Below are 22,747 nucleotides of genomic sequence, written 5' to 3'. Positions count from 1 at the left end.
GTTAAGAAATGTTAATTCTTCATGACAAACACCGGGTCAAAAAAGGATAGGATGCATATTCATAGATTAAATAATGTCCAATTGTTTCATCACTTTTGCCAATCCATCGTCATCTACGTGGCCGCCGACAACATCCGCCACTTCTTTGACCTGCTCTTTGGCATTTCCCATCGCAACACCGATGCCTGCCGCCTGGAGCATTTCAATATCGTTCAAACCGTCGCCAAAGGCAATCGCATTTTCAATAGGGACATCCATTTTTTCCAATACTTTCTGAATCCCTCTTGCCTTTGAGCCGTTTTTTGGAAGAATGTCACAGGAATACGGGTGCCAGCGGACGAATTTCACATTGGAAAATGTCTGGTGATAAATGGTTTCTTCATTTTCTTCCATAAAAATCAAAGTTTGGTATACCACATTGTCTTTATAAAAATGCGGATTGATCTTCGGATAAGGATAGCGCAACGACTTTAAACTTTCTTCAATTTTCTTGTTCCCGGGAGCCGTCGCAATCATTTTCCGATCATCGATAAATACGGCAGGATGATTGCGCTCTGAACCGAATTCAAGAATTTTGGATAAATCTTCTTTCGGAACACTATCCGTAAAAATTACTTCATTTTTATAAACCACATATTGCCCGTTAAAAGTGACAAATGTATCAATCTCCAATTCTTTTAAAATCGGCTGAATCATAAACGGTGCCCGACCTGTGGCGATCGCAACCTCATAGCCGTTCCGTTTAGCCTTGAAAATCGCTTCCTTCGCAGACGGAGGCAGTTGTTTCTTGCTGTTGTACAGCGTGCCATCCACGTCAAAAAACAGTACTTTCTTCATCCCCACTTACCCTTCCAATGCATATTTATATGTAAACGAAAAATACTTTACATATATATCATTCTACTTTATACTTTTAATAAGGAGTGATGTGCCATGTTAAAAAGACTCAAAAAGAAACTTTTGAGACGTCTTAATGGCATCCTCGGCAAAAAATCCATCGCTTGAGCCCTTCCGGAAATGAAGGGCTTTTCTTTATTTTAAAAGATTCCCATGATAATATAAAAGAAAATGCATTTGTCTATCAGGAAATATTCCATTTATCAATATGTATTTTACAATCAAAAAACCGCCACTTCACGCAAATGGTGATCCTGAGAAAATCATTTGCGTTATAATATATAAATTAATTGATTATATTCGTAAAAAGTGGAAAAATAATAAATGCAGAAAATGTACGGTTAGAAGGAGAGAAAAAATGATTTACAAAGTGTATTATCAAGAAAATCCAGATGAAGTGCCAATTCGCGAAAACACAAAAAGCCTGTACCTGGAAGCCAATTCTGAACGAGAAGTCCGCGAATATTTAAAGGACCGCCACATTTTGATTGAATACATTCAATTATTAGAGGGCAATTATTTAGAATATGAAAAAAATAGCCCGAATTTCCGTTTGGAGAATGCGTAAACTTTATGAAGTTTGTGAAGAATGACCAAACTGCCGTTTTTGCTCTCGGCGGACTGGGCGAAATCGGTAAGAATACGTACTGTGTACAGTTTCAAGACGAAATCATCATCATCGATGCGGGCATCAAGTTTCCTGAAGACGATCTTTTAGGAATCGATTACGTAATTCCTGACTACACTTACTTAGTTCGGAATGCCGATAAAATTAAAGGATTATTCATCACCCACGGCCATGAAGACCACATTGGCGGAGTACCATATCTGCTGCGGAAAGTAAATGTTCCGGTGTACGGTGGAAAGCTTGCGATCGGGCTTTTGCGGAACAAATTGGAAGAACACGGATTACTTCGACAAGCAAAGTTGATTGAAATTAAAGAAGACGACGTCATCAAATTCCGAAAAACGTCTGTAACCTTCTTCAGGACAACCCACAGTATTCCGGATGCATACGGAATTGTCGTAAAAACGCCTCCTGGAAATATCGTTCATACCGGCGACTTCAAATTTGACTTTACTCCGGTAGGCGAACCCGCAAATTTGACGAAAATGGCCGAAATCGGCCGGGATGGAGTGCTTTGCTTATTGTCGGACAGCACAAACGCTGAAGTTCCCAACTTTACGATGTCGGAACGGAAAGTTGGCGAAAGCATCCACGACATTTTCCGCAAAGTGGAAGGACGCATCATTTTCGCAACGTTCGCTTCCAATATTCACCGTCTTCAACAGGTGACGGATGCTGCGGTCCAATACAGAAGAAAAATCGCCGTTTTCGGACGCTCTATGGACAACGCCATTTCGATTGGCCGGGAATTAGGATACATCAACGCGCCAAAAGAAACATTTGTTGACGCACAGACCATCAATCGTTTGCCGGCGAATGAAGTGCTGATTTTATGTACGGGTTCCCAAGGTGAGCCTATGGCCGCTTTGTCCCGGATCGCCAATGGCACTCACCGCCAAATTCAGATTCAGCCTGGCGATACGGTCGTATTCTCATCTTCTCCAATTCCCGGAAATACCATAAGCGTCAATAAAATTATTGACCTATTATACCGTGCGGGTGCGGAGGTCATTCATGGCTCCATCAACAATATCCATACGTCCGGTCACGGTTCCCAGGAAGAACAGAAATTAATGATTCGTCTCATGAAACCGAAATTTTTCATGCCTATTCACGGTGAATATCGCATGTTGAAAATGCATACAAAACTTGCCATTGACTGCGATGTTCCTGCCGAGAATACGTTTGTGATGGAAAATGGTGACGTGCTTGCATTAAGCCCGAATGAAGCTTACGTTGCAGGACGTGTACCATCCGGTGATGTCTACATCGATGGAAGCGGAATTGGCGACATTGGCAATATCGTATTGCGCGATCGCCGCATTCTTTCCGAAGAAGGATTGGTGATCGTTGTCGTCAGTGTAGATATGAAACAGCAAAAAATCGTGGCAGGTCCGGATATTATTTCCAGAGGCTTTGTTTATATGCGCGAATCGGCTACGTTGCTTAGCGAAGCACAAAAAATGATTTCTGATCATTTGGCAAAAAAAATTCGGGAAAAAACCCAATGGTCAGAATTAAAAAATGAAATTACTGAAATTTTGGTTCCATATTTATTTGAAAAAACAAAACGTCGGCCTATGATTTTGCCAATCATTATGGAAGTATAAACACAGGGACGGTCCAAAAAGGAAAATGTTCTGGACCGTCCCTTTTTGCATTCGCTGATATACCCCAAATTTCCATGAAAGTAAAATTAGCTAAACCTGACGCTGCCTGGCAGACCATAAGCGGATTCGGACCGTTGCCTTAAACGGTTTCCTCAGACAGGGCTTCCCCTCCATTTGTGGAAATCCATTAAGTGGGTTAAAATAATGTCATCCATAAACGTACGGAGGGGCATTATGAGAAAAGAATTCGTAGTAATTGGACTGGGCCGTTTCGGTGGAAGTATTGTCGAAGAGTTGGTCCGGCTGGGGGCGGACGTCATGGCCATCGATTCCGATCCGGAACGGGTGGAAGATTATGCAAAAATTGCTACACAAGCGGTCATAGCAGATGCAACGGATGAAGATGCTCTTAAGTCTCTCGGCTTGCAGAATTTTGAACATGTCATCGTGGCCATCGGCGATGACATTCAAGCAAGCATATTGGCTACGCTCATCTTAAAGGAGTTGGGCATTCCCAAACTTACAGTGAAAGCCCAGAACGATTATCACGCGAAAGTCCTGCATAAAATCGGAGCGGATTTCATCGTCCATCCGGAACGGGATATGGGAATCCGCATCGCCAACAACATGATGTCCACAAACGTTTTGGACTATCTGGAACTGTCGGATGAATATTCCATTATGGAAATTAAGTCAAACGAACGGATTGCAGGCTATTCCATTAAAGATTTGGATATTCGCGCAAAATATGGAATCAACATCATCGGTATCAAACGGGGGGAGGACATTATCATTTCCCCGAGAGCTGATGAGAAAATCTTATTGGGAGATATATTGCTGGTCATTGGAGCAGTATCCAACATCAACCGCTTCGTCAACCGCGCGATGACATGAATGCCTGGCACTTTAAAGTGCCAGGCATTCATAATATCCGTTCCACCCGCTGTTCCAGCATTTTGATCCCTTTTCCTCCGGCCTGATAATGCCGCAAAAGGCCGGACCGGTCAAACACATAATAGGATGGCACATATTCATTTTCGAACAGGTCGGATAAAACGAACTCATGGTCCACAAAAATCGGTTGCGTCATGTTTAATGCCTCCGCGGTACGTTTAACGTTATCCAGATCCATATCTTCTTCCGACCGGGGAATATGCACGGCCACTACATTCAATTGATCTTTATATTTCTTCAGGAATTGATTCAAATCCGGCATACTTTCTTTGCATAAATGGCAGCTGACCGACCAAAAATGAATCAAAACCGGTTTCTCTCCCAACAAATCTTTCTTTGTCACCTGACCATTGATCCACGCCGTTGCACCATCCAGTTCCGGTAATGGTGATCGCAATTTCATCCCATTTCCTCCTTGTACAAAATCATAAAGTAGATTGGCCAGGGCGCCAGTTCGCCGGACATACCCCCCCTGTCTGAAGGGCCTGCAAAACGCGCAGCACTTCATCCACATCGCGTCCCACATTATTGTGATGCACGACCTCATATTGAATTTCCCCAAGCGGACTGATGATAAATAATCCCCGGAGCGCCACCCCTTTTTCTTCAATCAACACCCCGTACTCACGCGAAACTTTGTGGCTTATGTCTGAAGCCAACGGATAATTGATTTGGCCAATGCCGTTTTTCGTCCTTTCCGTGTTGATCCAGGCTAAATGGCTGTAAATGGAATCCGTTGAAACGCCTATGACTTCCGCATCCAAGTCTTGAAACTCGTCATAGCGGTCGCTGATTGCCGTTATTTCAGTAGGGCAAACAAACGTAAAATCCATCGGATAGAAAAATAGAATCGTCCATTTCCCTTCCTTCATGATTTCTTCCAAAGAAACTTTTCCAAATGTCTTATCAGGCATCACGGCATCCATTTCAAAGAACGGAGCCCGCTTGCCCACTAAGCGTTCTGACATATAAGATTCCCCCAATTTTTCCTACTTTTTGGTTTTAATGATATGTGTTTTTTTGCTCCATACTCTTCCCATTTCATCATACTAGAAACAAACGACAAATATCTCCAGTTCCGCCTCAAATCTTTTCCAAATTTTTATGATTTTATAAATTTAACAAATTCCATCATACTAAATGCAAAATTAAGCGGAGGAGAAAATGACATTTCGATAAAATTTGTTGCATTCCCTTTAAAATCTTGTATAATCATAAACTGTGATTGTAAACCAAAAGTTTTGTATAAGTAAACTTTAATACAGTGAAGTTAAATCCAAATCAACACTCGATATTCAGAGGAGTATTTCTATATGCAGATTGGAAAGAAGATAAAAGCATTGCGAATAAAAAAAGGATTGACACAGGAGGAATTGGGAGAGAGAACAGATTTGACGAAAGGGTACATTTCCCAGCTGGAGAGAGACTTAAATTCCCCTTCCATTGACACCCTTTTTACGATCCTGGAAGTATTGGGGTCCACTCCGAAAGAATTTTTTGATGATGACTTTGAAGAACAAAAAATCGTTTACGCCGAGGAAGACCAGACCTCTTATTTGGATGATGAGAAAAAATATGAAATCAAATGGTTGATTCCCGCTTCCAACGACAAAGAAATGGAACCCGTGATCATCACATTTCAAAAAGGCGGAGAGTATAAGCAATTTGAACCTTCTCCTGCAGAAACCTTTATTTATGTACTAAAGGGACGGATTCGGGTTGTGTTGGGGGAAGAAGAATTTTATGCCGTTGAAGGAAACTCCGTCTATTATGAGGCTACAAACAACCACCAAATTTTTAATGCCAATGACGGCGAATCCCGGATACTTCTCGTAGCAACTGAATCTTACTTATAGAGAATAGGAGGCTTGGCTATGAGTACCCCAATTATTGTATTTGAAAATGTTTCAAAATCCTATGATGATGGAACAGTCGTACTAAAAAATATCAACTTTGAACTGGAAAAGGGAAAATTTTATACGCTGCTTGGACCGTCCGGCTGTGGAAAAACCACAATTCTGCGAATCATTGCCGGTTTTACAGAGCCATCCAGCGGCAATGTATATTTTAATGGAAAAAAAATCAATAACGTGCCGCCGCATCAAAGACAAGTAAACACAGTGTTCCAAGACTATGCGCTGTTTCCGCATTTGAATGTCTTTGAAAATGTGGCGTTCGGCTTGCGCATAAAAAAAATGAAAGAAAAAGAAATCCGGGAGCGCGTGATGGAAGCGCTGAAATTCGTCAACCTGGAAGGGTTTGAATACCGCGAAATTTCCGAAATGTCAGGAGGGCAGCGCCAACGGGTTGCCATCGCCCGGGCCATTGTCAATGATCCGGAAGTCATTTTGCTGGATGAACCTTTATCCGCCCTTGACTTAAAATTGCGCTATGAAATGCAGTATGAACTCAGGGAACTGCAGCAGCGCCTCGGAAAAACCTTTGTATTTGTCACGCATGACCAGGAAGAGGCTTTGGCGATGTCCGATGAAATTTTTGTCATCAACGACGGACAAATCCAGCAATCCGGCTCTCCAGTTGATATATATGATGAACCGATCAACCGGTTTGTGGCGGATTTCATCGGCGAATCCAATATTGTGGAAGGCATCATGCTGGAAGATTACAAAGTGCAATTTGCCGGAAAAGTGTTTGATTGCGTCGATAAAGGGATGAAACCGAACGAAAAAGTGGATGTGGTGATTCGTCCGGAAGATTTGGAAATCACTTCGGTAGATAAAGGGAAGCTCGTCGTAACGGTCGATACCCAATTGTTCCGCGGGGTGCATTATGAATTATCCACTTACGATAAAGACGGCAATGAATGGCTTGTCCACTCTTTGAAAAAGGCGGAAGTCGGCGAAGAAATCGGATTATATTTTGAACCGGAAGCAATCCATGTCATGCGGTTAAACGAAACGGAAGAAGAATTCGATAAGCGTTTGGAGTCATATGGAGTGAGTGAGAATGCGTGACCGTGTAGCGAAGGGGCCCCTCATCCCCTACCTTCTTTGGATCGTTTTCTTTGTCATCGCTCCGATCGCTTTAATCATCTACTATTCAATGCTCGATTTGCAAGGCAATTTCACATTGGAAAACTATAAACGATTCTTCTCGCCCGTTTATCTGAAAATGGCGTTCACAAGCTTTTTTTACGCCATTCTGATTACGTTCTTTACTTTATTGATTTCTTATCCGACTGCTTATTTTTTGACGAAAACAAAGCATAAACATCTTTGGCTGATGTTCATCATCATTCCTTCATGGATCAATCTGCTTTTAAAAACGTATGCTTTTATCGGAATTTTTGGTTTATATGGCCCGATTAATGCGTTCATCAGTGTATTCGGCATTGAACCGAAGCAAATTTTGTTTACGGATTTCAGCTTTTTATTCGTATCCGTATATATCTTCATCCCGTTCATGATCATGCCGATCTTCAACTCCATCGACAAGCTGAATCCGTCGCTTGTTGATGCCGCACGGGATTTGGGTGCTTCGCCTTTTACGACTTTCCGCCGGGTCATTTGGCCATTGACGATTGAAGGCGTGAAATCGGGCATCCAAGTCACTTTCATACCCGCATTGTCGCTCTTTATGATTACTCGTTTGATTGCAGGAAACCAGGTCATTACGTTAGGTACAGCCATTGAACAGCAATTCCTCGTTGCCCAAAACTGGGGAATGGGGTCAACCATCGCTGTATTCCTCGTGCTGATCATGTTTGCGAGCATGATTTTCACTGCCAAAAGGACTAAAGGAGGCCGCGTATAATGAAAAAACTCTCTATGCCAGCAAAAATTTATCTCATCATCGTATTCGTTATATTATACGCGCCGATCTTCTATTTAATTTACTATTCGTTTAACAGCGGCGGCTCCATGCACGATTTTGAATCTTTTACGCTGGAACACTATCGGGCAGTATTTGAGGATTCCCGGCTTTTGGTGATTTTGATCAACACCGTGATCATCGCCCTTTTGTCAGGCTTAATATCAACCATCATCGGCACTTTGGGGGCGATTGGGATTTTCTCCATCAAACGCCGGAATATCCGAAATATCCTGCTTTCATTGAATAATATTTTGATTGTCAGCCCGGACGTCGTCATTGGGGCAAGCTTTTTGATTCTTTTTACAATGATTGGAGTAAAATTGGGCTTTGCTTCTGTTTTAATTTCCCATATCGCTTTCAGCATTCCGATTGTGGTTTTAATGGTATTGCCGAAGCTGCAGGAAATGAATCCAAATCTAATCGATGCCGCCCAAGATTTGGGGGCCACAAGAAGAGATGTCTTGTACCGCGTCATCATCCCTTACATTAAGCCTGGGATTTTTGCAGGATTCTTTATGGCCCTCACCTATTCTTTGGATGATTTCGCCGTGACATTTTTCGTCACTGGCAACGGATTCTCCACATTATCCGTGGAAATCTATTCCATCGCCCGCGTCGGAATTTCGTTGACAATCAATGCCCTTTCCGGAATTATTTTTGTCGTGACGGTGCTTATTGTCATCGGATACTATTTCGTAACGCGCCGCACGAAATTCGCTAACGGGGGGATTGGCAGATTATGAAATCTCTCATTAATTTAAGCATCGCCATCTTGCTCGTATGTGCCGGACTATACTTCATTGCCGAAAAATTGGAACCCTCCGGCGGAAAAGGGAGCAAAGATACGATTACCATTTACAACTGGGGGGACTATATCGACCCTAAATTATTAAAAAAATTTACGAAAGAAACAGGCATCAAGGTCATTTATGAAACATTCGATTCCAACGAAGCCATGTTGACAAAAATCCAGCAAGGCGGAACTACCTACGATATCGCGGTCCCTTCCGAATATACGATTGAAATGATGATCGAAAAAGATTTGCTCTATCCGATCGACCATTCGAAAATACCAAATTTGAAATATATCGACCCGTATTATTTGGACTTGCCTTTTGATCCGGGAAACAAATATTCCATCCCATATTTCTGGGGTACGGTCGGCATCGTCTTTAATCCGAACCTTCTTTCAAAACCTTTGACATTCGAATCATGGAACGATTTATGGGATCCTTCACTGAAAAACAAAGTGTTCCTGGTGGACAGCGCCCGTGAAGTGATGGGAATGAGCCTCAATTCAATGGGCGAATCGTTGAATGCAAAAGATGATAAACTGTTGCAAAAAGCCACTGAAAAGCTTATTAAACTGTCCCCCAATATTAAAGGGGTAATCGGGGATGAAATCATTCCGATGATGGAAAATAATGAGGCAGCCGTCGCCATTACCTGGTCCGGTTCCGCGGCGGATATGATGGCAGAAAACGAGGAATTGGATTATGCGGTCCCAAAAGAAGGTTCCAATTTGTGGTTTGACAATTTTGTCATCCCGAAAACGGCCAAAAATATCGAAGGAGCCCACAAATTTATCAATTTCATGCTGGATCCGGAAAACGCGGCCCAGAATGCGGAGTATGTCGGCTATTCCACTCCGAATAAAGCGGCATTGAAATTGATGGATCCGGAAATCGCCAATGATGAGCGCTTCTATCCTCCTGAAGAAATAAAAAATAGATTGGAAGTCTATGAAAATTTGGGATTGGAATGGCTCGGAAAATATAATGAATACTTTCTTGAATTCAAAATGTCCATCAAGTAGCCGAATGGCGAAAGTTCAAAATACACCATTTTTCGTATTGAAAAATGGTGGTTTTTTTTGTTATTGATTGATAAAAGCGATTAAGAATGCATATATTTGAAAAAGTTTTCACTATTTAAAGGTAACTTCTGTTTTCTAAATCTTTTTACTAGTTTTTGGTTTTGCATTATGTTATAGTTTCATGTGTGTTTTGAATGGAAGGTGGACATATGTTAAAAAACAAAAAAAAATTTATCATTTTCATGTTGATGTTTAACTTGTTCATTACCATGGGAGGCATTGGCACGGTCGTTCCGGTGTTGCCTTCCTATTTGGAACTGTTTGGGGTTGGAGGAACCATTCTCGGATTTTTAATTGCCGATTTTGCCTTTGCCCAATTTATTTTTTCACCCTTCGCGGGAAATTTATCCGACCAGCACGGTAGAAAAATCTTCATTATTATCGGTCTCATCATTTTTGGATGTTCCCAAATCATTTTCGGAATGGCAAAAGCTGTGGGCATGCTGTTTTTTGCCCGCTTTCTTACCGGTACGGGTGCCGCCTTCATCATGCCGCCGGTGATGGCCTATGCGGCGGATATTACCACACTGGAAGAACGCGGGAAAAGCATGGGGCTATTAGGTGCGGCCATTTCGTTCGGGTTTATGATCGGACCTGGAATAGGCGGCTTTTTGGCAAAAGTGAACCTGCATTTCCCTTTCTATTTTGTCGGTGTGGTTGCTTTAATCGCCGCTCTCATCTCGTTTATTGTATTGCCGAATATTAAATTGCGGCCAACCGAAGAAAGAATCCCGGCAAACAAGGAAAATATATTTAAACAATTGGCGCGTTCCATACATACTTCTTACTTTGTCATGCTGATTGTCGTGTTTGTATTCAGTTTCGGCATTGCCAATTTCCAATCCACTTTGTCCATGTTTTTAAAAGAGAAATTTGATTATACTCCTATGGATATCGCCATTATCATGACAATCGGCGGTTTTCTAGGGGTGATTTTGCAGTTATTTATTGTTGAACAATTATTTAGACGCTTTGGAGAAATGAAAGTCATTTTAGTCAATTTGATCATAGCGGCCATTTCGATGACCGGCATGGTGTATGTCAACGGCTTCTTCCTGATATTATTGGTCGCATCCGTCTTTCAAATTGCAACGACTTTTATTCGCCCGGCCGTCAATACATTGATTTCAAAACTGGCAGGCCATGAACAAGGGTTTGCCGCCGGGATGAACAACGCCTATATGAGTTTAGGCAACATGATTGGCCCTTCCCTTGCAGGTGTACTTCTTGAATGGAAACTGTCTTCTCCATTTATTTTCGGTGCATTCATTTTATTCGGCTGCTACCTCTTGGCCCACCTTTGGACTGTCAATAAAGCGCCGCAATTATTGAAAAACAATGGATGAATAAAATAGTGAGCGGATGGAAACCGGGCTTCCATCCGCTCTTTTTATCACATTTCCATATTCTACATGAAAAGAAAGATTCCTTTTGCTGCTCGGAAGCATGGGGTAGTAGAAAAGAGCAAATCGGAAAATGCTCCGTATTCCTGATTTGCTATTACGATATGCCCTTCATGTTTCATTGACAGAATGGGCATGCTTTTTCACAATTTCAACAAAAGCCGCCACTTGCCGCAATTCGAAGGAAGATTCATAGCCGATCAGCCATGTGTCCCGGGTCAATCCGATATCCTTGTCGCCGGAAGTTAATGCGATTTTATTGACATTTTCTCCTCCGCTCAATGTAATGGACGGCAAAATGGCATAGCCGATGCCATTGAGGGCCATTTGCTTGCATGTTTCAATTTGATCCACAATAATTTGGCGTTTTGGACTGGAAGCAAAGTGCTCTTGCCACCAAACCTGGATTTCCTGATAATAATTGGAGTCGCTCTTGAATTGGATAAATGGCCGTTCCGTCGTCAACACTTCTTCCAATCTCTGGATTTCAGTATCCACCAAATACATCGTATCACGGAACAGATGTATTTTTTTTCCTTTCCACTCCGATTGCCCTCTGACAATTCCCACTTGGGCTTCCCCATCGTATATGGCCCTCACGATTTCTGAACTCCAACCGGTGATTAATGAAATTTTAACATCCGGATAAGTGTTGACAAACTCTTTCAGCACCTTCGGCAGCCAGTTAATCCCCACAATGGAAGCGCAGGCGACTTTTAATGTACCGTGTACCTTGGAATCAAGGGCCTGAATCTTTTCAAGCACCTCTTCCTTTTTTTGCAGCGTCTCGATGGCATATTGGATCACAAGTTCGCCGGCAGGAGTTGGTGTCAATCCCTTTTGGGAACGGATAAACAATTGGGTTCCCCAATATTTTTCGATCGATTGAAGACGCTGGGACAATGCCGGCTGTGTGATAAACAGCCGCTCGGCAGCCTTGCGCATATTCCGTTCTTCCGCCAATATTTTGATAATTTCCGCTTCTGATGTTGTCATCCAATCACTCCAAAAACTTCACTACCAAAGATTACAATACACAAAAACCCAATAAAAATCGACAAAATCCTCAGATTTAATGGATTTTGCCGATGAATTCCAACTTCTAATCTGAAGTCTGATAGATATATTTTTTTAATTGTTTTAAAATCACTCTTCTCGTTAAGATTCCAGCAAAGGTGCCATCATAATCAACCACACATAAAAAAGCGTGATTGATGACCAAATCCAACGCTTTTTGAAAAGTGTCGTCGATTTTTAAAATGGTTACATTTCGATCCATGCAGTCATCCACTTTGATTTGAGACAGTTTTTCATATTCTATTCGCTCAAGTCCAAGGATGGCTTCTGTAATTACCTTGGAACTGACTAACCCATGAATATGGAAATTTGTGTCTAATACCGGAACTTGAGAATATCCTGTTTTTGTAAGAACCAACAAAGCATGCTCTGCACTATTTCCAACTAAAACATGGGCCACTTTTTCCACCGGGATGATAAAGTCGCTGATCGGCGTTTCCAGGAAAGTGCGCTTCTTTGTAGAAATCAAAACCTTCAACCCCTTCCATAATGACCCGCTTAACACTATCATATCATATTTGACAGTTTTGTGACCATGACAATGGCACATGATTTTTGGGTTGAAGGTTTTTTATTTTAAAAACCGTTTTGCCGGGCGAAAAGCCCGGCATGCCTGCCAATATTAAAGTTTAATAGCCATATTTTGCCCATAAGAAAAAAATCATGATTCCTAAAAATAAGGTAAAAATGATATACATGATTATAATCGGATTCATTAAAATCGGATGATCCCGGATGATTTTGCTGATTGGAACATCAGTTTCCGTCACAGAAGAACGTTCTTCCGTTTTTTTCATTACACTTACAGTCATAAAATAGGAAACCGCAACAATAATGATGCATACAATCGTTGTCAGAACTGTCCATACATTATTCATCATCCTTCTCTCCCTTCTGCAACTTATAAATAGTATGCATCCTTTTCGCTCTTTTATTCTGCGCGTCGAAGGGAGATGAAAGGGATGTCGTCAAGGCGCTTTCATTCCATCATTCCGGTTCCGGAGTTCCCTTCCCCTATTCTTCCATTTTGGCGGAACTCATGGCTTCCAGCATAAATATTTCCTGGCTATTGATAACCGGATCGTCTTCTTTTCGCGCTTTATAACGGTATTTACCGGTCCTGTCAAGAATACGGGCTTTCGTATTATCCTCCAGCTGAGTGACAAAAATATGCATTATCCGATTCTTAATCTCTTCTGAATAGATTGGAAACAGGATTTCCACCCTGCGGACCATGTTTCTCGTCATCATATCCGCCGAAGACAAAAAGATTTTATTTTCCCCGTTATGATGGAACCAATAGATTCGGGAATGTTCCAGGAATCGCCCGACAATGCTGATGACCGTAATGTTATCGCTGATGCCGGGAATTCCGGGACGCAGACAACAAATGCCTCTTATGAGCAGTTCAATTTTTACCCCCTGGACGGAAGCCTCGTACAGTTTCATAATCAGCTCTTTATCGGTTAACGCGTTCATTTTGGCCCGGATAAAACCATTTCCGTATTTTTGGTGAAACTCGATTTCCTGATCGATCAATTCAATGAACTTTTCCCGGATATCGTAAGGGGAGACGACAATATGATGGAACTCCGGTTTTTCCGTATAACCGCTCAAATAGTTGAAAAAGTTCGTTGCATCAGCGCCAAATTCTTTGTCCGTTGTAATGATTCCCATATCTGTATAGATTTTGGCCGTCGCATCATTATAATTTCCGGTGCTTAAATGGACATAACGGTCGATTTTTCCGTTTCTTCTTCTTACGACCAGTGTAATTTTGGAATGGGTTTTTAATTTATGCATACCGTAAATGACCAGACAGCCGGACTGTTCCAGCTCCTTCGCCCAATGCACATTTTTTTCTTCGTCAAAGCGCGCCTTCAGCTCGACCAAAACGGTTACTTGTTTCCCTCTTTCGGCCGCCTTTTTCAAAGCCCGGATGATCGGTGAATTGCCGCTCACCCGATATAATGTCTGCTTGATGGCCAGCACATCCGGATCGTTGGCTGCTTCCGCGATAAATTCCACAATCGGCTCGAAGGATTCATAAGGATGATGGAAGAATAAATCCTTTTCCAGCGCCTTTTCAAATATCGTTTCATCCGATTCCAAATCATGCGGACGCTGGGGAATGAAGCTTTCAAACAGTAAATGTTCTTTCCCCTCCGACACCTTTTCCACAAAACCGAACAAAAATGTCAAATCGAGGGGACCGTTGATTCTATACACATCCGATTCGCCGATTTCGAACTCCTTTAATAAATATTGAAGCACCTCATCATCCATTTCCCTTTCGCGGACTTCCAGTCGGGTCCCCGTTCCCCATTTCCGTTTCTTCAGTTCCTTTTCGATTTCAGCGAGCAAGTCCTGGGCCCCTTCTTCATGAATCGTCAAATCCGCATTTCTCGTCAGCCGGAACGCCTGCACCGATTTTACGCGATAGCCGTAAAATAGTTGGTCCGCGTGGGAAGCAATCACATCTTCCAACAGAACAAACATTTTTTGATCCGGTCCGGCAGGCACTTCAATAAAGCGCTCCAAAACGGAAGGCACTTGCACGATGGCCACCTTTTCGTCGAAATCGCTGAAAAAACTTTCCGATTCAAGCATCACGAGCAAATTTAATGTTTTTCCAAGCAGCGTAGGAAACGGCCGGTAAGCGTCGACGGCTATGGGCGTTAATACAGGAAAGATGGTTTCTTCAAAATATTGATGGACATATTGCCGCTGTTCATCGGACAAAGATTTGAAATCGGTCAAATAAATATTTTCCCGCGGCAACAGTTCGAAAGCCAAATGTCTGAAAACTTCCATTTGCCTGCGGACGAGTGAAAGGGTCCTTTCACGGATTTTCTCCAATTGTTCCTTTGGGGTCAATCCCGATTTATTATCCGGTTTATGGAGTCCTGCCCGGACCTGGTCTTGAAGTCCGGCAACCCTTACCATAAAAAATTCGTCCAAATTGGAACTGAATATGGCAAGAAACTTTAGCCGTTCAAGGAGCGGATTGGATTCATCCTCCGCTTCCTCCAGCACCCGTTCGTTGAAAGCCAGCCAACTGAGTTCCCGATTGTAATAATAGATGGGTTTTGAAAGTTCCTTCAACAATTGTCGCCGGCTAATCCCTTTCCATTCATTCTGTTGGCCCGCATGCCCTTTTTCAGGAAAATTCCGCTCTGTATCCGTTGCCATCATTCATCACCCTTCGTTGATAAATTCAAGCTTAACTTTCTTTCTAAACAGTTTTTCAATATGTTTCTTTTGATTTTCCGCCCGGTAGATTTCTGCTGCCGTCCGATTTTTCAGGAAGATATAAAGAATGAGCATGTCCTCTTCCAATTCCATTTTAATGCTTTTTACAACATCTTTTTTGGAAACATTTAACGAATATACAAACTTTAATAAAGCACCAAACTTTTGCAGCGTTTTTAGCTCGTCACGGGTAAACCAGGAACGGAACGGCTTACTCAGGCGTCTGAAATAATCCTTGTTTTTATAAGAGGCCAGCAGGGCAACTTTTATGCGGTCTTTATGAAGCAGGCCGGGAACGGATTGATTGGCAATTAAATAAAAAGTATGCTGGTTGCTTGAATCCGTTTCAAAATAATCCCCGATCGAAAATAATCTTGCGGCTTTTTTCAATAATTGAAGATGACTTTCGCGGTGTTGCAGCAAATCCCATTGGCAGCTTTCCAAATAGAAATTTTCCGTCAACCTCACCATCGCGTCGACTTCCTGTGCGGTCCGTCCGCATTTATGGGCAAAATGGTTTGCGTATTCTTCAAATATTTGATCAATGCGGAAAGCTTCCGGATTGGCCTGCATCACGCTGTGGATGATCAATCCTTCCCTTAAACCGCTTTTGCTGACAAAAAAGGCATCCGTATTGACGATATCCATCAGGCTTTGAAATACGACCAGCGCAATTTCAATGATGTCCGCCCGATCCGAAGACAAGCCGTCCACTTGTTTCAGTTCATCCAATGTTTGTTTTCCCAAAAAACAATTTAATCGGTTGAACGCTTCCCGATCCATTTCATATTGATGGATTCCGGAAATCGGATACCCTGTCAAATGCTGATGGATATGGGCAAGATTTCTCGCGCTTCCTCCAATGCCGACAATCGGCAATCTCACATCTTTCATCCAGCTGTACTTTTCAAAATGATTTTTTAATGATTCAGATAAGCGGTTTTTTTCTTTCCTATTGATTTTCTCTCCTGAGACAAAACTTTGTTTCAATGAGACAGTGCCGAACGGAAAGCTGACGGTATGATGCAATTTTTTATTTACAAACAGCGTAATCTCCGTTGACCCGCCCCCGATATCGATGGTGATGGCGGCCGGAAGATCCATGGTATGGACGACTGCCAGATAACCGAAATAAGCTTCTTCATATTCGGACAACACTTCGACTTTGATGCCTGTCTGCTCTTCCATCTGCAAAAGGATGTCTTCTTTATTTCTTGCCTGGCGAATCGCAGCGGTCGCGACGGCTTTTACCTTCTCCACATTGAAATCTTCCATTATCTTTTTATAAGTGATCAAAGCATTTTTCAATACGTTGATTCCTTCTTCGGACAAGTTTCCATCCGGCTGCAGATATGTTCTTAGTCTGGCAACCGTCTTGATGTTGTTGATTTCCTGCAATCCTTCCCCTTTGCTATAGCGATAGATGACCAAACGGATGGTATTGGAACCGATATCGATGATGGCTGAATGGATTCCCTTCACTGAAGCAAATCCCTCCTCCCTTTCCAGGATTCCTGAGCGTTAACCTTATTTTCTCACAGAGTCGGTGCCCGTTCAAAGAATAAAAAATGCCGGAAGCCTTGCAGGCACCGGCATTCACAAAAGGATTCCCCATTCATAAAATTAATTCGTCGATTTTTAAAATCAACTCTTCTATTTCCGGTTTGGAAACTTGATCATCCGCACCGACTTCTTCCCCTTTGTGGCGGAGATCATCCGTAATCAAACTTGAAAAAATAACCACCGGAATCTTTTGCAAATCAGGATGGGTTTTAATTTTCTTTGTCAAATGATGGCCATCCATCTGAGGCATTTCAATATCCGTCACGATCAGATGGACGCGTTGGGCAATATCTTCGTTTCTTTCCAATAAAGATTCGAGATATTCATAAGCTTCTTTTCCGTTCTCGAAAAATTCCAAATTTACGTATCCCGCCTCGGTCAACGTCTCATTCAACAGTCGTCGCAGAAGGGGTGAATCTTCGGCCACGACAATTTTCTTCTCGGAACGTTCCCGCTTGCCAAGCTTTTTGACCGATTCCATCCGGATTCCCGTATCCGGATTGATATCAAGCAAAATCTTCTCGAAATCAAGCAATAAAATCATTGATTCGCCGATTTTGACGACGCCGATTACCTGGTTCGCGTTCCCTTTATACATGTCTGAAGGTTTCTCGATCTGGCTCCAGGAAACCCTGTGAATTTGCGTCACATTATCCACATGGAATACGACTTTTTGTTTGTTAAATTCCGCCACGATATATTTCTGTTGATTGCCGAAAGAGGCATTTTGCATGCCCAGCACTTTCAGCATATCCACGACAGGCAGCACTTCTCCCCGCAGCTGGATGATTCCTTCAATATGCGGGTGGGCATGGGGAATAAAGGTGACGGGTAGCGGCTGTATAATTTCCTTTACTTTGATGACATTGATTCCAAATTTGTTATTTCCTACTTCAAATTCAACGATTTCAATCTCGTTCGTGCCAGATTCCAACAAAATCCCTTTTTGTTCCATCCACATCATCCCTTCCTATACCAGCATATTGCAGAAAACGTTGCAGAAATTTCTAATGGGATAACCGCTCTTCCTGTTTTACTTGCAGATGAACGATTAATCCGACGACCGTCAATACCATCAACGAACCGAGGGCAACCCGTGATGCCAGAGGACCATGATCTTTCAGCAAAAAGGTGATGGTTCCATATAATGCCGGGCCGACAATGGGCGATACTTTCCCGGAAAAAGCGAAGAGGCCGAAAAATTGCCCGCGCTTTTCTTCAGGGGAAAGCTCAATTATGAGGGTCCTTGATGTCACCCACATGGAACCGAGGGATACGCCAAACAAGCTGCCCGCCAGCCAAAACATCCATTCTTGCGTCGCAAATACGGCAATGAATAGCGCGATGATCATGATGAGGCTGACAATAGCCACAGCTTTTTTTGCACCAATCGCTTTCGTAATGTTGCCGAAAATGAAGGAGCCGATTACGGTGGAAATGGTGCTGACCAAATATAAGACGATAAATTGTCCCGAACTGAAGCCGATGATGACCGTCGCATAGATTGCCATCATGGCGATGGTCGTCTGAATGGCATCGTTTAAAAAGAAATATGCAATCATGAATGTGAAAATGGCTTTATATTTTTTCATGTCCTTAAATGTATCGACAATTTCTTTGTAACCTTTAATAAAGCTGGCCCTTTTTCTTTGTTCTTTCGGCAATGGCCGGTCTTTGATAAAGTAAAACAGCGGCAAGGAAAAGATGAGATAGAGGATGGCCGTTGGAATAAAGGCGCGATGAAAGCCGCCATCATCAACGAAGAAATAAACCAACAATCCGACAATCGTCCCCAAATATCCGACGGCTACCCCGAATCCCGAAATTAACGGGATTTCTTCCTTTGTACCGAGATCGCCCAACATCGTATCATAAAATACCAAACTCGAATTAAAGCAAAATTTTGCAATGACAAAACTGATGACTACAAGGCTCAGACTGAGGGGCATCCCTGAAATGGACAAGGAAGCATTGAAGGAAGCAAAAACCCCCATCATGAAAGTAAAAAAGATGGATATGGACGCAAACCAGACAATAAACCGTTTTTTATACCCCGTTTGGTCAATCCAAACACCGTAAAGCGGAGAAAACAGCACCAAAAAGAAACTTGCGCAGGCGTTCGCGTAAGAAATGAAAGTGCTTGCCACCTGCTCCATCACCCGGTCCTTTCCGAGGACTTCATCCATATAAAATGGAAAAAACACCGTATTAATGTTGGATGAAAAAATCGTATTCGCGAAATCGTACAACGCCCATGAAAGTATAGGAAGGGAAAAATACAACGCCAATTGATTCCTCGCGGCAACGCCTCTGCTTTTCTTCAATAATAACAGCCCCTATCAGTCGATAATTTCAGGCTCAAACAGGATAATATTTGATCAGTGCCTGAGTTCCGTAATCCCCGTAACCACGTTCCTGCAATGTTTCATACATTTCTTTCGCCAGTTTCAGGCCCGGCAGGTCCAATCCCATTCTTTCTGCTTCTTCCAAAGCAATTTTCATGTCTTTAATGAAATGTTTAATATAAAAACCGGGATCAAGATCTCCTTTCAGTATACGCGGCCCCAGATTCGTCAATGACCATGAACCGGCAGCCCCCGTTGAAACAGACCGCAATACTTTTTCCAAATCCAATCCTGCCTTGATTCCATAGGCAATGCACTCGCAAACCCCGATCATGTTCGTTGTCACCAGCAATTGATTGCACATTTTGGCATGCTGGCCCGCTCCGGCTTCCCCATGATAAACAATATTGGATCCAAAAAGTTCAAAAATTGGAAGCATTTCATGAAACACTTGTTCATCTCCGCCAACCATGATGGACAACGTACCGTTTCTTGCCCCGATATCTCCGCCTGACACCGGTGCATCAAGACTTTTGATCCCCTTTTCTTTTGCGGTTTCGTAGATTTTCTTTGCGAGGCTTGGCTTCGACGTTGTCATGTCGATGACGACGGAATTTTCTTTTGCCGTCTTGAATATCCCTTTATCCCCAAAATACACTTCTTCGACATCTTTCGGAAACCCTACCATTGTAAAAATGATGTCTTGATTCTCCGCAGCCAGAGCCGGAGTATCCGCCCATTCGGCTCCAAGTTCCAACAATGGATTCGCTTTTGCTTTCGTGCGGTTATAGACCGTCACTTCAAACCCTGCGTGTAATAAATGTTTGACAATGCCCGATCCCATCACACCTGTACCGATAAAGGCAATCTTTTCTTTTCTCAACTTTCCAACACCCCTTCATTCATATGAAATATATGTATATTTTACACTTTCTTGTAATGTACCATAGATTCAGGAAATTGTTGATAGGAAAATGCTTCTTTTGAAGGCAAAAAAAAGAGCAGCAAAATTGCTGCTTGAAAAGGGGGAAAATGAGAATGTTGCTGTGTTCATAAAATACTGTTTCCAATTAACGCAAAATTTATAACAGAAAATTGAAAAATTTTTATTTTTTCGCAATAAACAACCGGGACTTTTGAACATATTGATTGATAATTTGATCCAGCTCTCTGCTCAAACGAAGGGTCTTTGGGGATTGTAAGCCATTCTCCAATCCTGAACGTATCATTTTTTCACGAACGTGCTCCAATTGTGTCAATAGTTTTTCCATACGCTAATCCCCTCTTTCATTCAGCTGCGCGGCAGGAAGGCTTATGCACGCGGTTCATCCATATACCGGTAAACGACCCTGCCTCCCTGCTTTGCTTCACCGCGAAAATGTTTAAATTTTTCATCGTTGACGAGCACTTCACGAAACTCCATAAATTCATCCTTCGTAATTTCTATACTATCTATTTCCCCGTTTTTTAACTTTTCAATCATTATTTTATATTTATCCACGATTCTTCGCCTCCTCTATTCGAAAATGTTAAAAATGATTCAAAGATATTACAATGTTAGAAAATGTTCAAAAATCCCTTTACTTTTGTTCTATTATCATGCAAACTATCGTCATAGCAGCTAAAAAAGGAGGAACATCCCTATGAAAATCGCTGAAGTTGGAGATATTATCGAATTCAAAGACGGACTGCGGGGACTGGTTGAAAAAGTTAATGATAATTCAGTAATTGTCGATTTAACCATCATGTCGAACTATCGGGACCTTGATTTGGAAGAAAAAACGGTTGTTAACCATAAACGGTACAAAATTGTAAAATCTGCAAAGGATTCAGAGTAAAGATTTCTTCCCCTTTCATAGGGGGAGTTTTTTTTGTTAATATGATAACAAAGGAGGCAAGTGAAATGAAAGTTTCAAATAAGTTGATTGTTCTCCTTCTCTCTCTTGCTTTCATCTTTGTCAGCACGTTTTTTTCTTTTGAAGAAAAGAAAATCTTCTGGCACTTATATACGTTTACTCTCCTTGTCGGCATTGCGATTGCCATCCTGTTCGGTAAATTTAAAGACGAACTTCCAACTTGGAAATATATTTTATTCGGAATTGGTTTCGGCACCATTACTTATGGTGTCATCAGACTCGGTTATATACTGCTCAAATTCGTCGATTCCGGCTCTGTGAAAGCGATTAAAAAATTTTTGGCAACTTACGGACCGAATAATATTTGGCATTACCTATTGCTCGTTTTCATTATTGTCATCGGTGAAGAACTGTTTTGGCGCGGGTATGTACAGAACGCTCTGAAACAGTATTTCTCCCCGATTCTGTCCTGCCTTATTGCAAGCATTTTGTTTGCTGTCGCGATTGCCTTAGGCGGGTCCATTCCCGTCGTCATTTGCGCATTTCTCATCTCCGTTATTTTCGGTCTGTTATATGAATGGAAACAAAGCATGCCTCTGGTGATTGTCGCACACGAAGTTTTCGTATTGCTGCTGTTTTTAATTTTGCCGTTTATTCGCTATTGATTAAAGGAAACTTTGCGGGCCGCAAAAACGTCTTATTGAAAAGGAGGAAAGATGATGAAGAAATTATCGTTTTTATTGACATCCCTATTGTTGATATTGGCTCTTGCCGGCTGCGGTACGGCGGGAGAACAAAACGGCGATTCCGATTCAGCAAAAGAGCCAGAAGAAGAAACAAATGCAAAAGATGAAGGAACGGCAGAGAAAGAGAAGCAAGCTGATGAAAACGACCAGTCAGTTGAACAAAAAAATCCTGCTCAATCAGAAAACGGCGATCCTTTAGAAAATGCCAACGTAGTGGAGGAAGAACAATATACAATTCAAGTGTTGGATGGCTATGAACTGACTAAAGAAGAACCGGGCAAAGAAGTGCTTTTCCTTAAAGAAAACGATGCCGTTTTTATGCGAATCGAGGCTGTTTCAAAAAACGATGCCGCTTTTGATGATCTCGTAAAAAATACAGAGGAGACTATGGCGGCAATCGGCCAATACAAGCCTTACGATCTCAGCGATGCATTAAAAGCTCATCCGGAAATCTCAAATTCCGCGGCATATATTTCGAAACTTGATAATGAACAAGTAATTGGAATTGTTTATGAGAAAAACAATCTTCTCGTGCGGCTGACGATTTATGACCAAAGCGATTATAATTCCACAAACGATTTCATCCGGATGGGATTGTCAATCAAAGAAAAATAATTGTACGACAATAATTTCAAAGAAAACAAAAAGAGGCTGGGACAAAACCCCCTCTAAAATGGAAACAGCCCATGAAATTTTGGAATGAAAT

General features: G+C 42.1%; 25 protein-coding genes. 12 read left to right on the top strand and 13 right to left on the bottom strand.

Features of this window, described 5'->3' with window-relative positions:
* Window positions 1–66: 66 nt before the first annotated feature.
* Complete coding sequence (locus tag NST62_RS03100; protein ID WP_342463140.1) at window positions 67–837, bottom strand: Cof-type HAD-IIB family hydrolase; 771 nt, start codon at window positions 835–837, stop codon at window positions 67–69.
* Window positions 838–1,255: 418 nt separating this feature from the next.
* Here NST62_RS03100 and NST62_RS03095 point away from each other — a divergent pair, with 418 nt between their 5' ends.
* From NST62_RS03095 to NST62_RS03085, 3 genes are all read left to right on the top strand, one after another.
* Window positions 1,256–1,465: a DNA-directed RNA polymerase subunit epsilon gene (locus tag NST62_RS03095; RefSeq protein WP_141602989.1), complete on the top strand. Its 210-nt coding sequence runs from the start codon at window positions 1,256–1,258 to the stop codon at window positions 1,463–1,465.
* A 5-nt stretch (window positions 1,466–1,470) separates the two neighbouring features.
* Entirely contained in the window at window positions 1,471–3,135 is a 1,665-nt protein-coding gene (rnjA, locus tag NST62_RS03090; protein ID WP_342463139.1) for a ribonuclease J1, read from the top strand.
* Window positions 3,136–3,369: 234 nt separating this feature from the next.
* On the top strand, window positions 3,370–4,029 hold the full coding sequence (locus tag NST62_RS03085; protein WP_342463138.1) for a TrkA family potassium uptake protein: 660 nt from the start codon (window positions 3,370–3,372) through the stop codon (window positions 4,027–4,029).
* 28 nt (window positions 4,030–4,057) lie between these two features.
* On the opposite strand, the gene NST62_RS03080 is transcribed toward NST62_RS03085, so the two are convergent.
* Both NST62_RS03080 and NST62_RS03075 read right to left on the bottom strand, forming a co-directional pair.
* Complete coding sequence (locus NST62_RS03080) at window positions 4,058–4,492, bottom strand: redoxin domain-containing protein (protein WP_342463137.1); 435 nt, start codon at window positions 4,490–4,492, stop codon at window positions 4,058–4,060.
* A gap of 22 nt (window positions 4,493–4,514) precedes the next feature.
* The gene (locus tag NST62_RS03075; RefSeq protein ID WP_342463136.1) at window positions 4,515–5,057 is read right to left on the bottom strand and encodes a peroxiredoxin; all 543 of its coding nucleotides are present in this window, start codon (window positions 5,055–5,057) and stop codon (window positions 4,515–4,517) included.
* Window positions 5,058–5,402: 345 nt separating this feature from the next.
* Here NST62_RS03075 and NST62_RS03070 point away from each other — a divergent pair, with 345 nt between their 5' ends.
* The 6 genes from NST62_RS03070 (at window position 5,403) to NST62_RS03045 (ending at window position 11,145) form a co-directional block, all read left to right on the top strand.
* Window positions 5,403–5,945 (top strand): XRE family transcriptional regulator, encoded by a 543-nt coding sequence (locus NST62_RS03070; RefSeq protein ID WP_342463135.1) that lies wholly within the window; start codon window positions 5,403–5,405, stop codon window positions 5,943–5,945.
* A gap of 18 nt (window positions 5,946–5,963) precedes the next feature.
* Window positions 5,964–7,064: an ABC transporter ATP-binding protein gene (locus tag NST62_RS03065; protein WP_342463134.1), complete on the top strand. Its 1,101-nt coding sequence runs from the start codon at window positions 5,964–5,966 to the stop codon at window positions 7,062–7,064.
* Window positions 7,057–7,863, top strand: coding sequence for an ABC transporter permease (locus NST62_RS03060; protein ID WP_141602975.1), 807 nt, complete (start codon window positions 7,057–7,059; stop codon window positions 7,861–7,863). The genes NST62_RS03065 and NST62_RS03060 overlap by 8 nt, the downstream gene beginning before the upstream one ends.
* Entirely contained in the window at window positions 7,863–8,666 is an 804-nt protein-coding gene (locus NST62_RS03055; RefSeq protein ID WP_342463133.1) for an ABC transporter permease, read from the top strand. The genes NST62_RS03060 and NST62_RS03055 overlap by 1 nt, the downstream gene beginning before the upstream one ends.
* Window positions 8,663–9,739 (top strand): spermidine/putrescine ABC transporter substrate-binding protein, encoded by a 1,077-nt coding sequence (locus tag NST62_RS03050; protein WP_141602973.1) that lies wholly within the window; start codon window positions 8,663–8,665, stop codon window positions 9,737–9,739. Before NST62_RS03055 ends, NST62_RS03050 begins: the two co-directional genes overlap by 4 nt.
* 209 nt (window positions 9,740–9,948) lie before the next feature.
* The gene (locus NST62_RS03045; RefSeq protein ID WP_141602972.1) at window positions 9,949–11,145 is read left to right on the top strand and encodes an MFS transporter; all 1,197 of its coding nucleotides are present in this window, start codon (window positions 9,949–9,951) and stop codon (window positions 11,143–11,145) included.
* Between the two features lie 168 nt (window positions 11,146–11,313).
* Here the strand turns inward: NST62_RS03045 and NST62_RS03040 are convergent, their stop codons facing one another.
* The 10 genes from NST62_RS03040 to NST62_RS02995 all read right to left on the bottom strand — a co-directional run bounded on the left by NST62_RS03040 (window position 11,314) and on the right by NST62_RS02995 (window position 20,940).
* The gene (locus tag NST62_RS03040) at window positions 11,314–12,198 is read right to left on the bottom strand and encodes a LysR family transcriptional regulator (RefSeq protein WP_342463132.1); all 885 of its coding nucleotides are present in this window, start codon (window positions 12,196–12,198) and stop codon (window positions 11,314–11,316) included.
* Between the two features lie 106 nt (window positions 12,199–12,304).
* Complete coding sequence (gene cbpB / locus NST62_RS03035) at window positions 12,305–12,748, bottom strand: cyclic-di-AMP-binding protein CbpB (RefSeq protein WP_141602970.1); 444 nt, start codon at window positions 12,746–12,748, stop codon at window positions 12,305–12,307.
* Window positions 12,749–12,908: 160 nt separating this feature from the next.
* A complete protein-coding gene (locus tag NST62_RS03030; protein ID WP_328219931.1) occupies window positions 12,909–13,160 on the bottom strand; it encodes a short-chain dehydrogenase in 252 nt (83 codons plus the stop codon).
* A gap of 133 nt (window positions 13,161–13,293) precedes the next feature.
* Entirely contained in the window at window positions 13,294–15,471 is a 2,178-nt protein-coding gene (locus NST62_RS03025; RefSeq protein ID WP_141602968.1) for an RNA degradosome polyphosphate kinase, read from the bottom strand.
* A 6-nt stretch (window positions 15,472–15,477) separates the two neighbouring features.
* A complete protein-coding gene (locus tag NST62_RS03020) occupies window positions 15,478–17,013 on the bottom strand; it encodes a Ppx/GppA family phosphatase (RefSeq protein ID WP_141602967.1) in 1,536 nt (511 codons plus the stop codon).
* A 133-nt stretch (window positions 17,014–17,146) separates the two neighbouring features.
* The gene (locus NST62_RS03015; RefSeq protein ID WP_141602966.1) at window positions 17,147–18,049 is read right to left on the bottom strand and encodes a chemotaxis protein; all 903 of its coding nucleotides are present in this window, start codon (window positions 18,047–18,049) and stop codon (window positions 17,147–17,149) included.
* A 52-nt stretch (window positions 18,050–18,101) separates the two neighbouring features.
* Window positions 18,102–19,418: an MFS transporter gene (locus NST62_RS03010; RefSeq protein ID WP_342463131.1), complete on the bottom strand. Its 1,317-nt coding sequence runs from the start codon at window positions 19,416–19,418 to the stop codon at window positions 18,102–18,104.
* Window positions 19,419–19,452: 34 nt separating this feature from the next.
* Window positions 19,453–20,322 carry an NAD(P)-dependent oxidoreductase gene (locus tag NST62_RS03005; RefSeq protein WP_342463130.1) on the bottom strand — a complete coding sequence of 290 codons (870 nt, stop codon included), beginning with the start codon at window positions 20,320–20,322 and terminating at the stop codon, window positions 19,453–19,455.
* A 223-nt stretch (window positions 20,323–20,545) separates the two neighbouring features.
* Window positions 20,546–20,710: an aspartyl-phosphate phosphatase Spo0E family protein gene (locus NST62_RS03000; protein ID WP_342463129.1), complete on the bottom strand. Its 165-nt coding sequence runs from the start codon at window positions 20,708–20,710 to the stop codon at window positions 20,546–20,548.
* A gap of 41 nt (window positions 20,711–20,751) precedes the next feature.
* Complete coding sequence (locus NST62_RS02995; RefSeq protein WP_141602962.1) at window positions 20,752–20,940, bottom strand: hypothetical protein; 189 nt, start codon at window positions 20,938–20,940, stop codon at window positions 20,752–20,754.
* A 142-nt stretch (window positions 20,941–21,082) separates the two neighbouring features.
* On the opposite strand from NST62_RS02995, the gene NST62_RS02990 reads away from it, so the two are divergent.
* From NST62_RS02990 to NST62_RS02980, 3 genes are all read left to right on the top strand, one after another.
* Entirely contained in the window at window positions 21,083–21,277 is a 195-nt protein-coding gene (locus NST62_RS02990; RefSeq protein WP_141602961.1) for a DUF2187 family protein, read from the top strand.
* 65 nt (window positions 21,278–21,342) lie between these two features.
* Window positions 21,343–21,960, top strand: a complete 618-nt coding sequence (locus NST62_RS02985; RefSeq protein WP_141602960.1) for a type II CAAX endopeptidase family protein — start codon at window positions 21,343–21,345, stop codon at window positions 21,958–21,960.
* 51 nt (window positions 21,961–22,011) lie between these two features.
* Complete coding sequence (locus NST62_RS02980; RefSeq protein WP_342463128.1) at window positions 22,012–22,656, top strand: hypothetical protein; 645 nt, start codon at window positions 22,012–22,014, stop codon at window positions 22,654–22,656.
* Window positions 22,657–22,747 lie beyond the last annotated feature (91 nt).

It is taken from the genome of Ureibacillus sp. FSL K6-8385 (assembly GCF_038593155.1).
In the GTDB taxonomy this organism is placed as follows: domain Bacteria; phylum Bacillota; class Bacilli; order Bacillales_A; family Planococcaceae; genus Ureibacillus; species Ureibacillus terrenus.
The sequence above is the reverse complement of the archived record's forward strand: the minus strand, read 5'-3'. Positions and strand labels throughout refer to the sequence as shown.

What these genes read in the sequence shown, in the direction of transcription:
- NST62_RS03100 (WP_342463140.1), bottom strand. Translation starts at nt 837, where the DNA reads ATGAAGAAAGTACTGTTTTTTGACGTGGATGGCACGCTGTACAACAGC.
- NST62_RS03095 (WP_141602989.1), top strand. Translation starts at nt 1,256, where the DNA reads ATGATTTACAAAGTGTATTATCAAGAAAATCCAGATGAAGTGCCAATT.
- rnjA (WP_342463139.1), top strand. Translation starts at nt 1,471, where the DNA reads ATGAAGTTTGTGAAGAATGACCAAACTGCCGTTTTTGCTCTCGGCGGA.
- NST62_RS03085 (WP_342463138.1), top strand. Translation starts at nt 3,370, where the DNA reads ATGAGAAAAGAATTCGTAGTAATTGGACTGGGCCGTTTCGGTGGAAGT.
- NST62_RS03080 (WP_342463137.1), bottom strand. Translation starts at nt 4,492, where the DNA reads ATGAAATTGCGATCACCATTACCGGAACTGGATGGTGCAACGGCGTGG.
- NST62_RS03075 (WP_342463136.1), bottom strand. Translation starts at nt 5,057, where the DNA reads ATGTCAGAACGCTTAGTGGGCAAGCGGGCTCCGTTCTTTGAAATGGAT.
- NST62_RS03070 (WP_342463135.1), top strand. Translation starts at nt 5,403, where the DNA reads ATGCAGATTGGAAAGAAGATAAAAGCATTGCGAATAAAAAAAGGATTG.
- NST62_RS03065 (WP_342463134.1), top strand. Translation starts at nt 5,964, where the DNA reads ATGAGTACCCCAATTATTGTATTTGAAAATGTTTCAAAATCCTATGAT.
- NST62_RS03060 (WP_141602975.1), top strand. Translation starts at nt 7,057, where the DNA reads ATGCGTGACCGTGTAGCGAAGGGGCCCCTCATCCCCTACCTTCTTTGG.
- NST62_RS03055 (WP_342463133.1), top strand. Translation starts at nt 7,863, where the DNA reads ATGAAAAAACTCTCTATGCCAGCAAAAATTTATCTCATCATCGTATTC.
- NST62_RS03050 (WP_141602973.1), top strand. Translation starts at nt 8,663, where the DNA reads ATGAAATCTCTCATTAATTTAAGCATCGCCATCTTGCTCGTATGTGCC.
- NST62_RS03045 (WP_141602972.1), top strand. Translation starts at nt 9,949, where the DNA reads ATGTTAAAAAACAAAAAAAAATTTATCATTTTCATGTTGATGTTTAAC.
- NST62_RS03040 (WP_342463132.1), bottom strand. Translation starts at nt 12,198, where the DNA reads ATGACAACATCAGAAGCGGAAATTATCAAAATATTGGCGGAAGAACGG.
- NST62_RS03030 (WP_328219931.1), bottom strand. Translation starts at nt 13,160, where the DNA reads ATGATGAATAATGTATGGACAGTTCTGACAACGATTGTATGCATCATT.
- NST62_RS03025 (WP_141602968.1), bottom strand. Translation starts at nt 15,471, where the DNA reads ATGGCAACGGATACAGAGCGGAATTTTCCTGAAAAAGGGCATGCGGGC.
- NST62_RS03015 (WP_141602966.1), bottom strand. Translation starts at nt 18,049, where the DNA reads ATGGAACAAAAAGGGATTTTGTTGGAATCTGGCACGAACGAGATTGAA.
- NST62_RS03000 (WP_342463129.1), bottom strand. Translation starts at nt 20,710, where the DNA reads ATGGAAAAACTATTGACACAATTGGAGCACGTTCGTGAAAAAATGATA.
- NST62_RS02990 (WP_141602961.1), top strand. Translation starts at nt 21,083, where the DNA reads ATGAAAATCGCTGAAGTTGGAGATATTATCGAATTCAAAGACGGACTG.
- NST62_RS02985 (WP_141602960.1), top strand. Translation starts at nt 21,343, where the DNA reads ATGAAAGTTTCAAATAAGTTGATTGTTCTCCTTCTCTCTCTTGCTTTC.
- NST62_RS02980 (WP_342463128.1), top strand. Translation starts at nt 22,012, where the DNA reads ATGATGAAGAAATTATCGTTTTTATTGACATCCCTATTGTTGATATTG.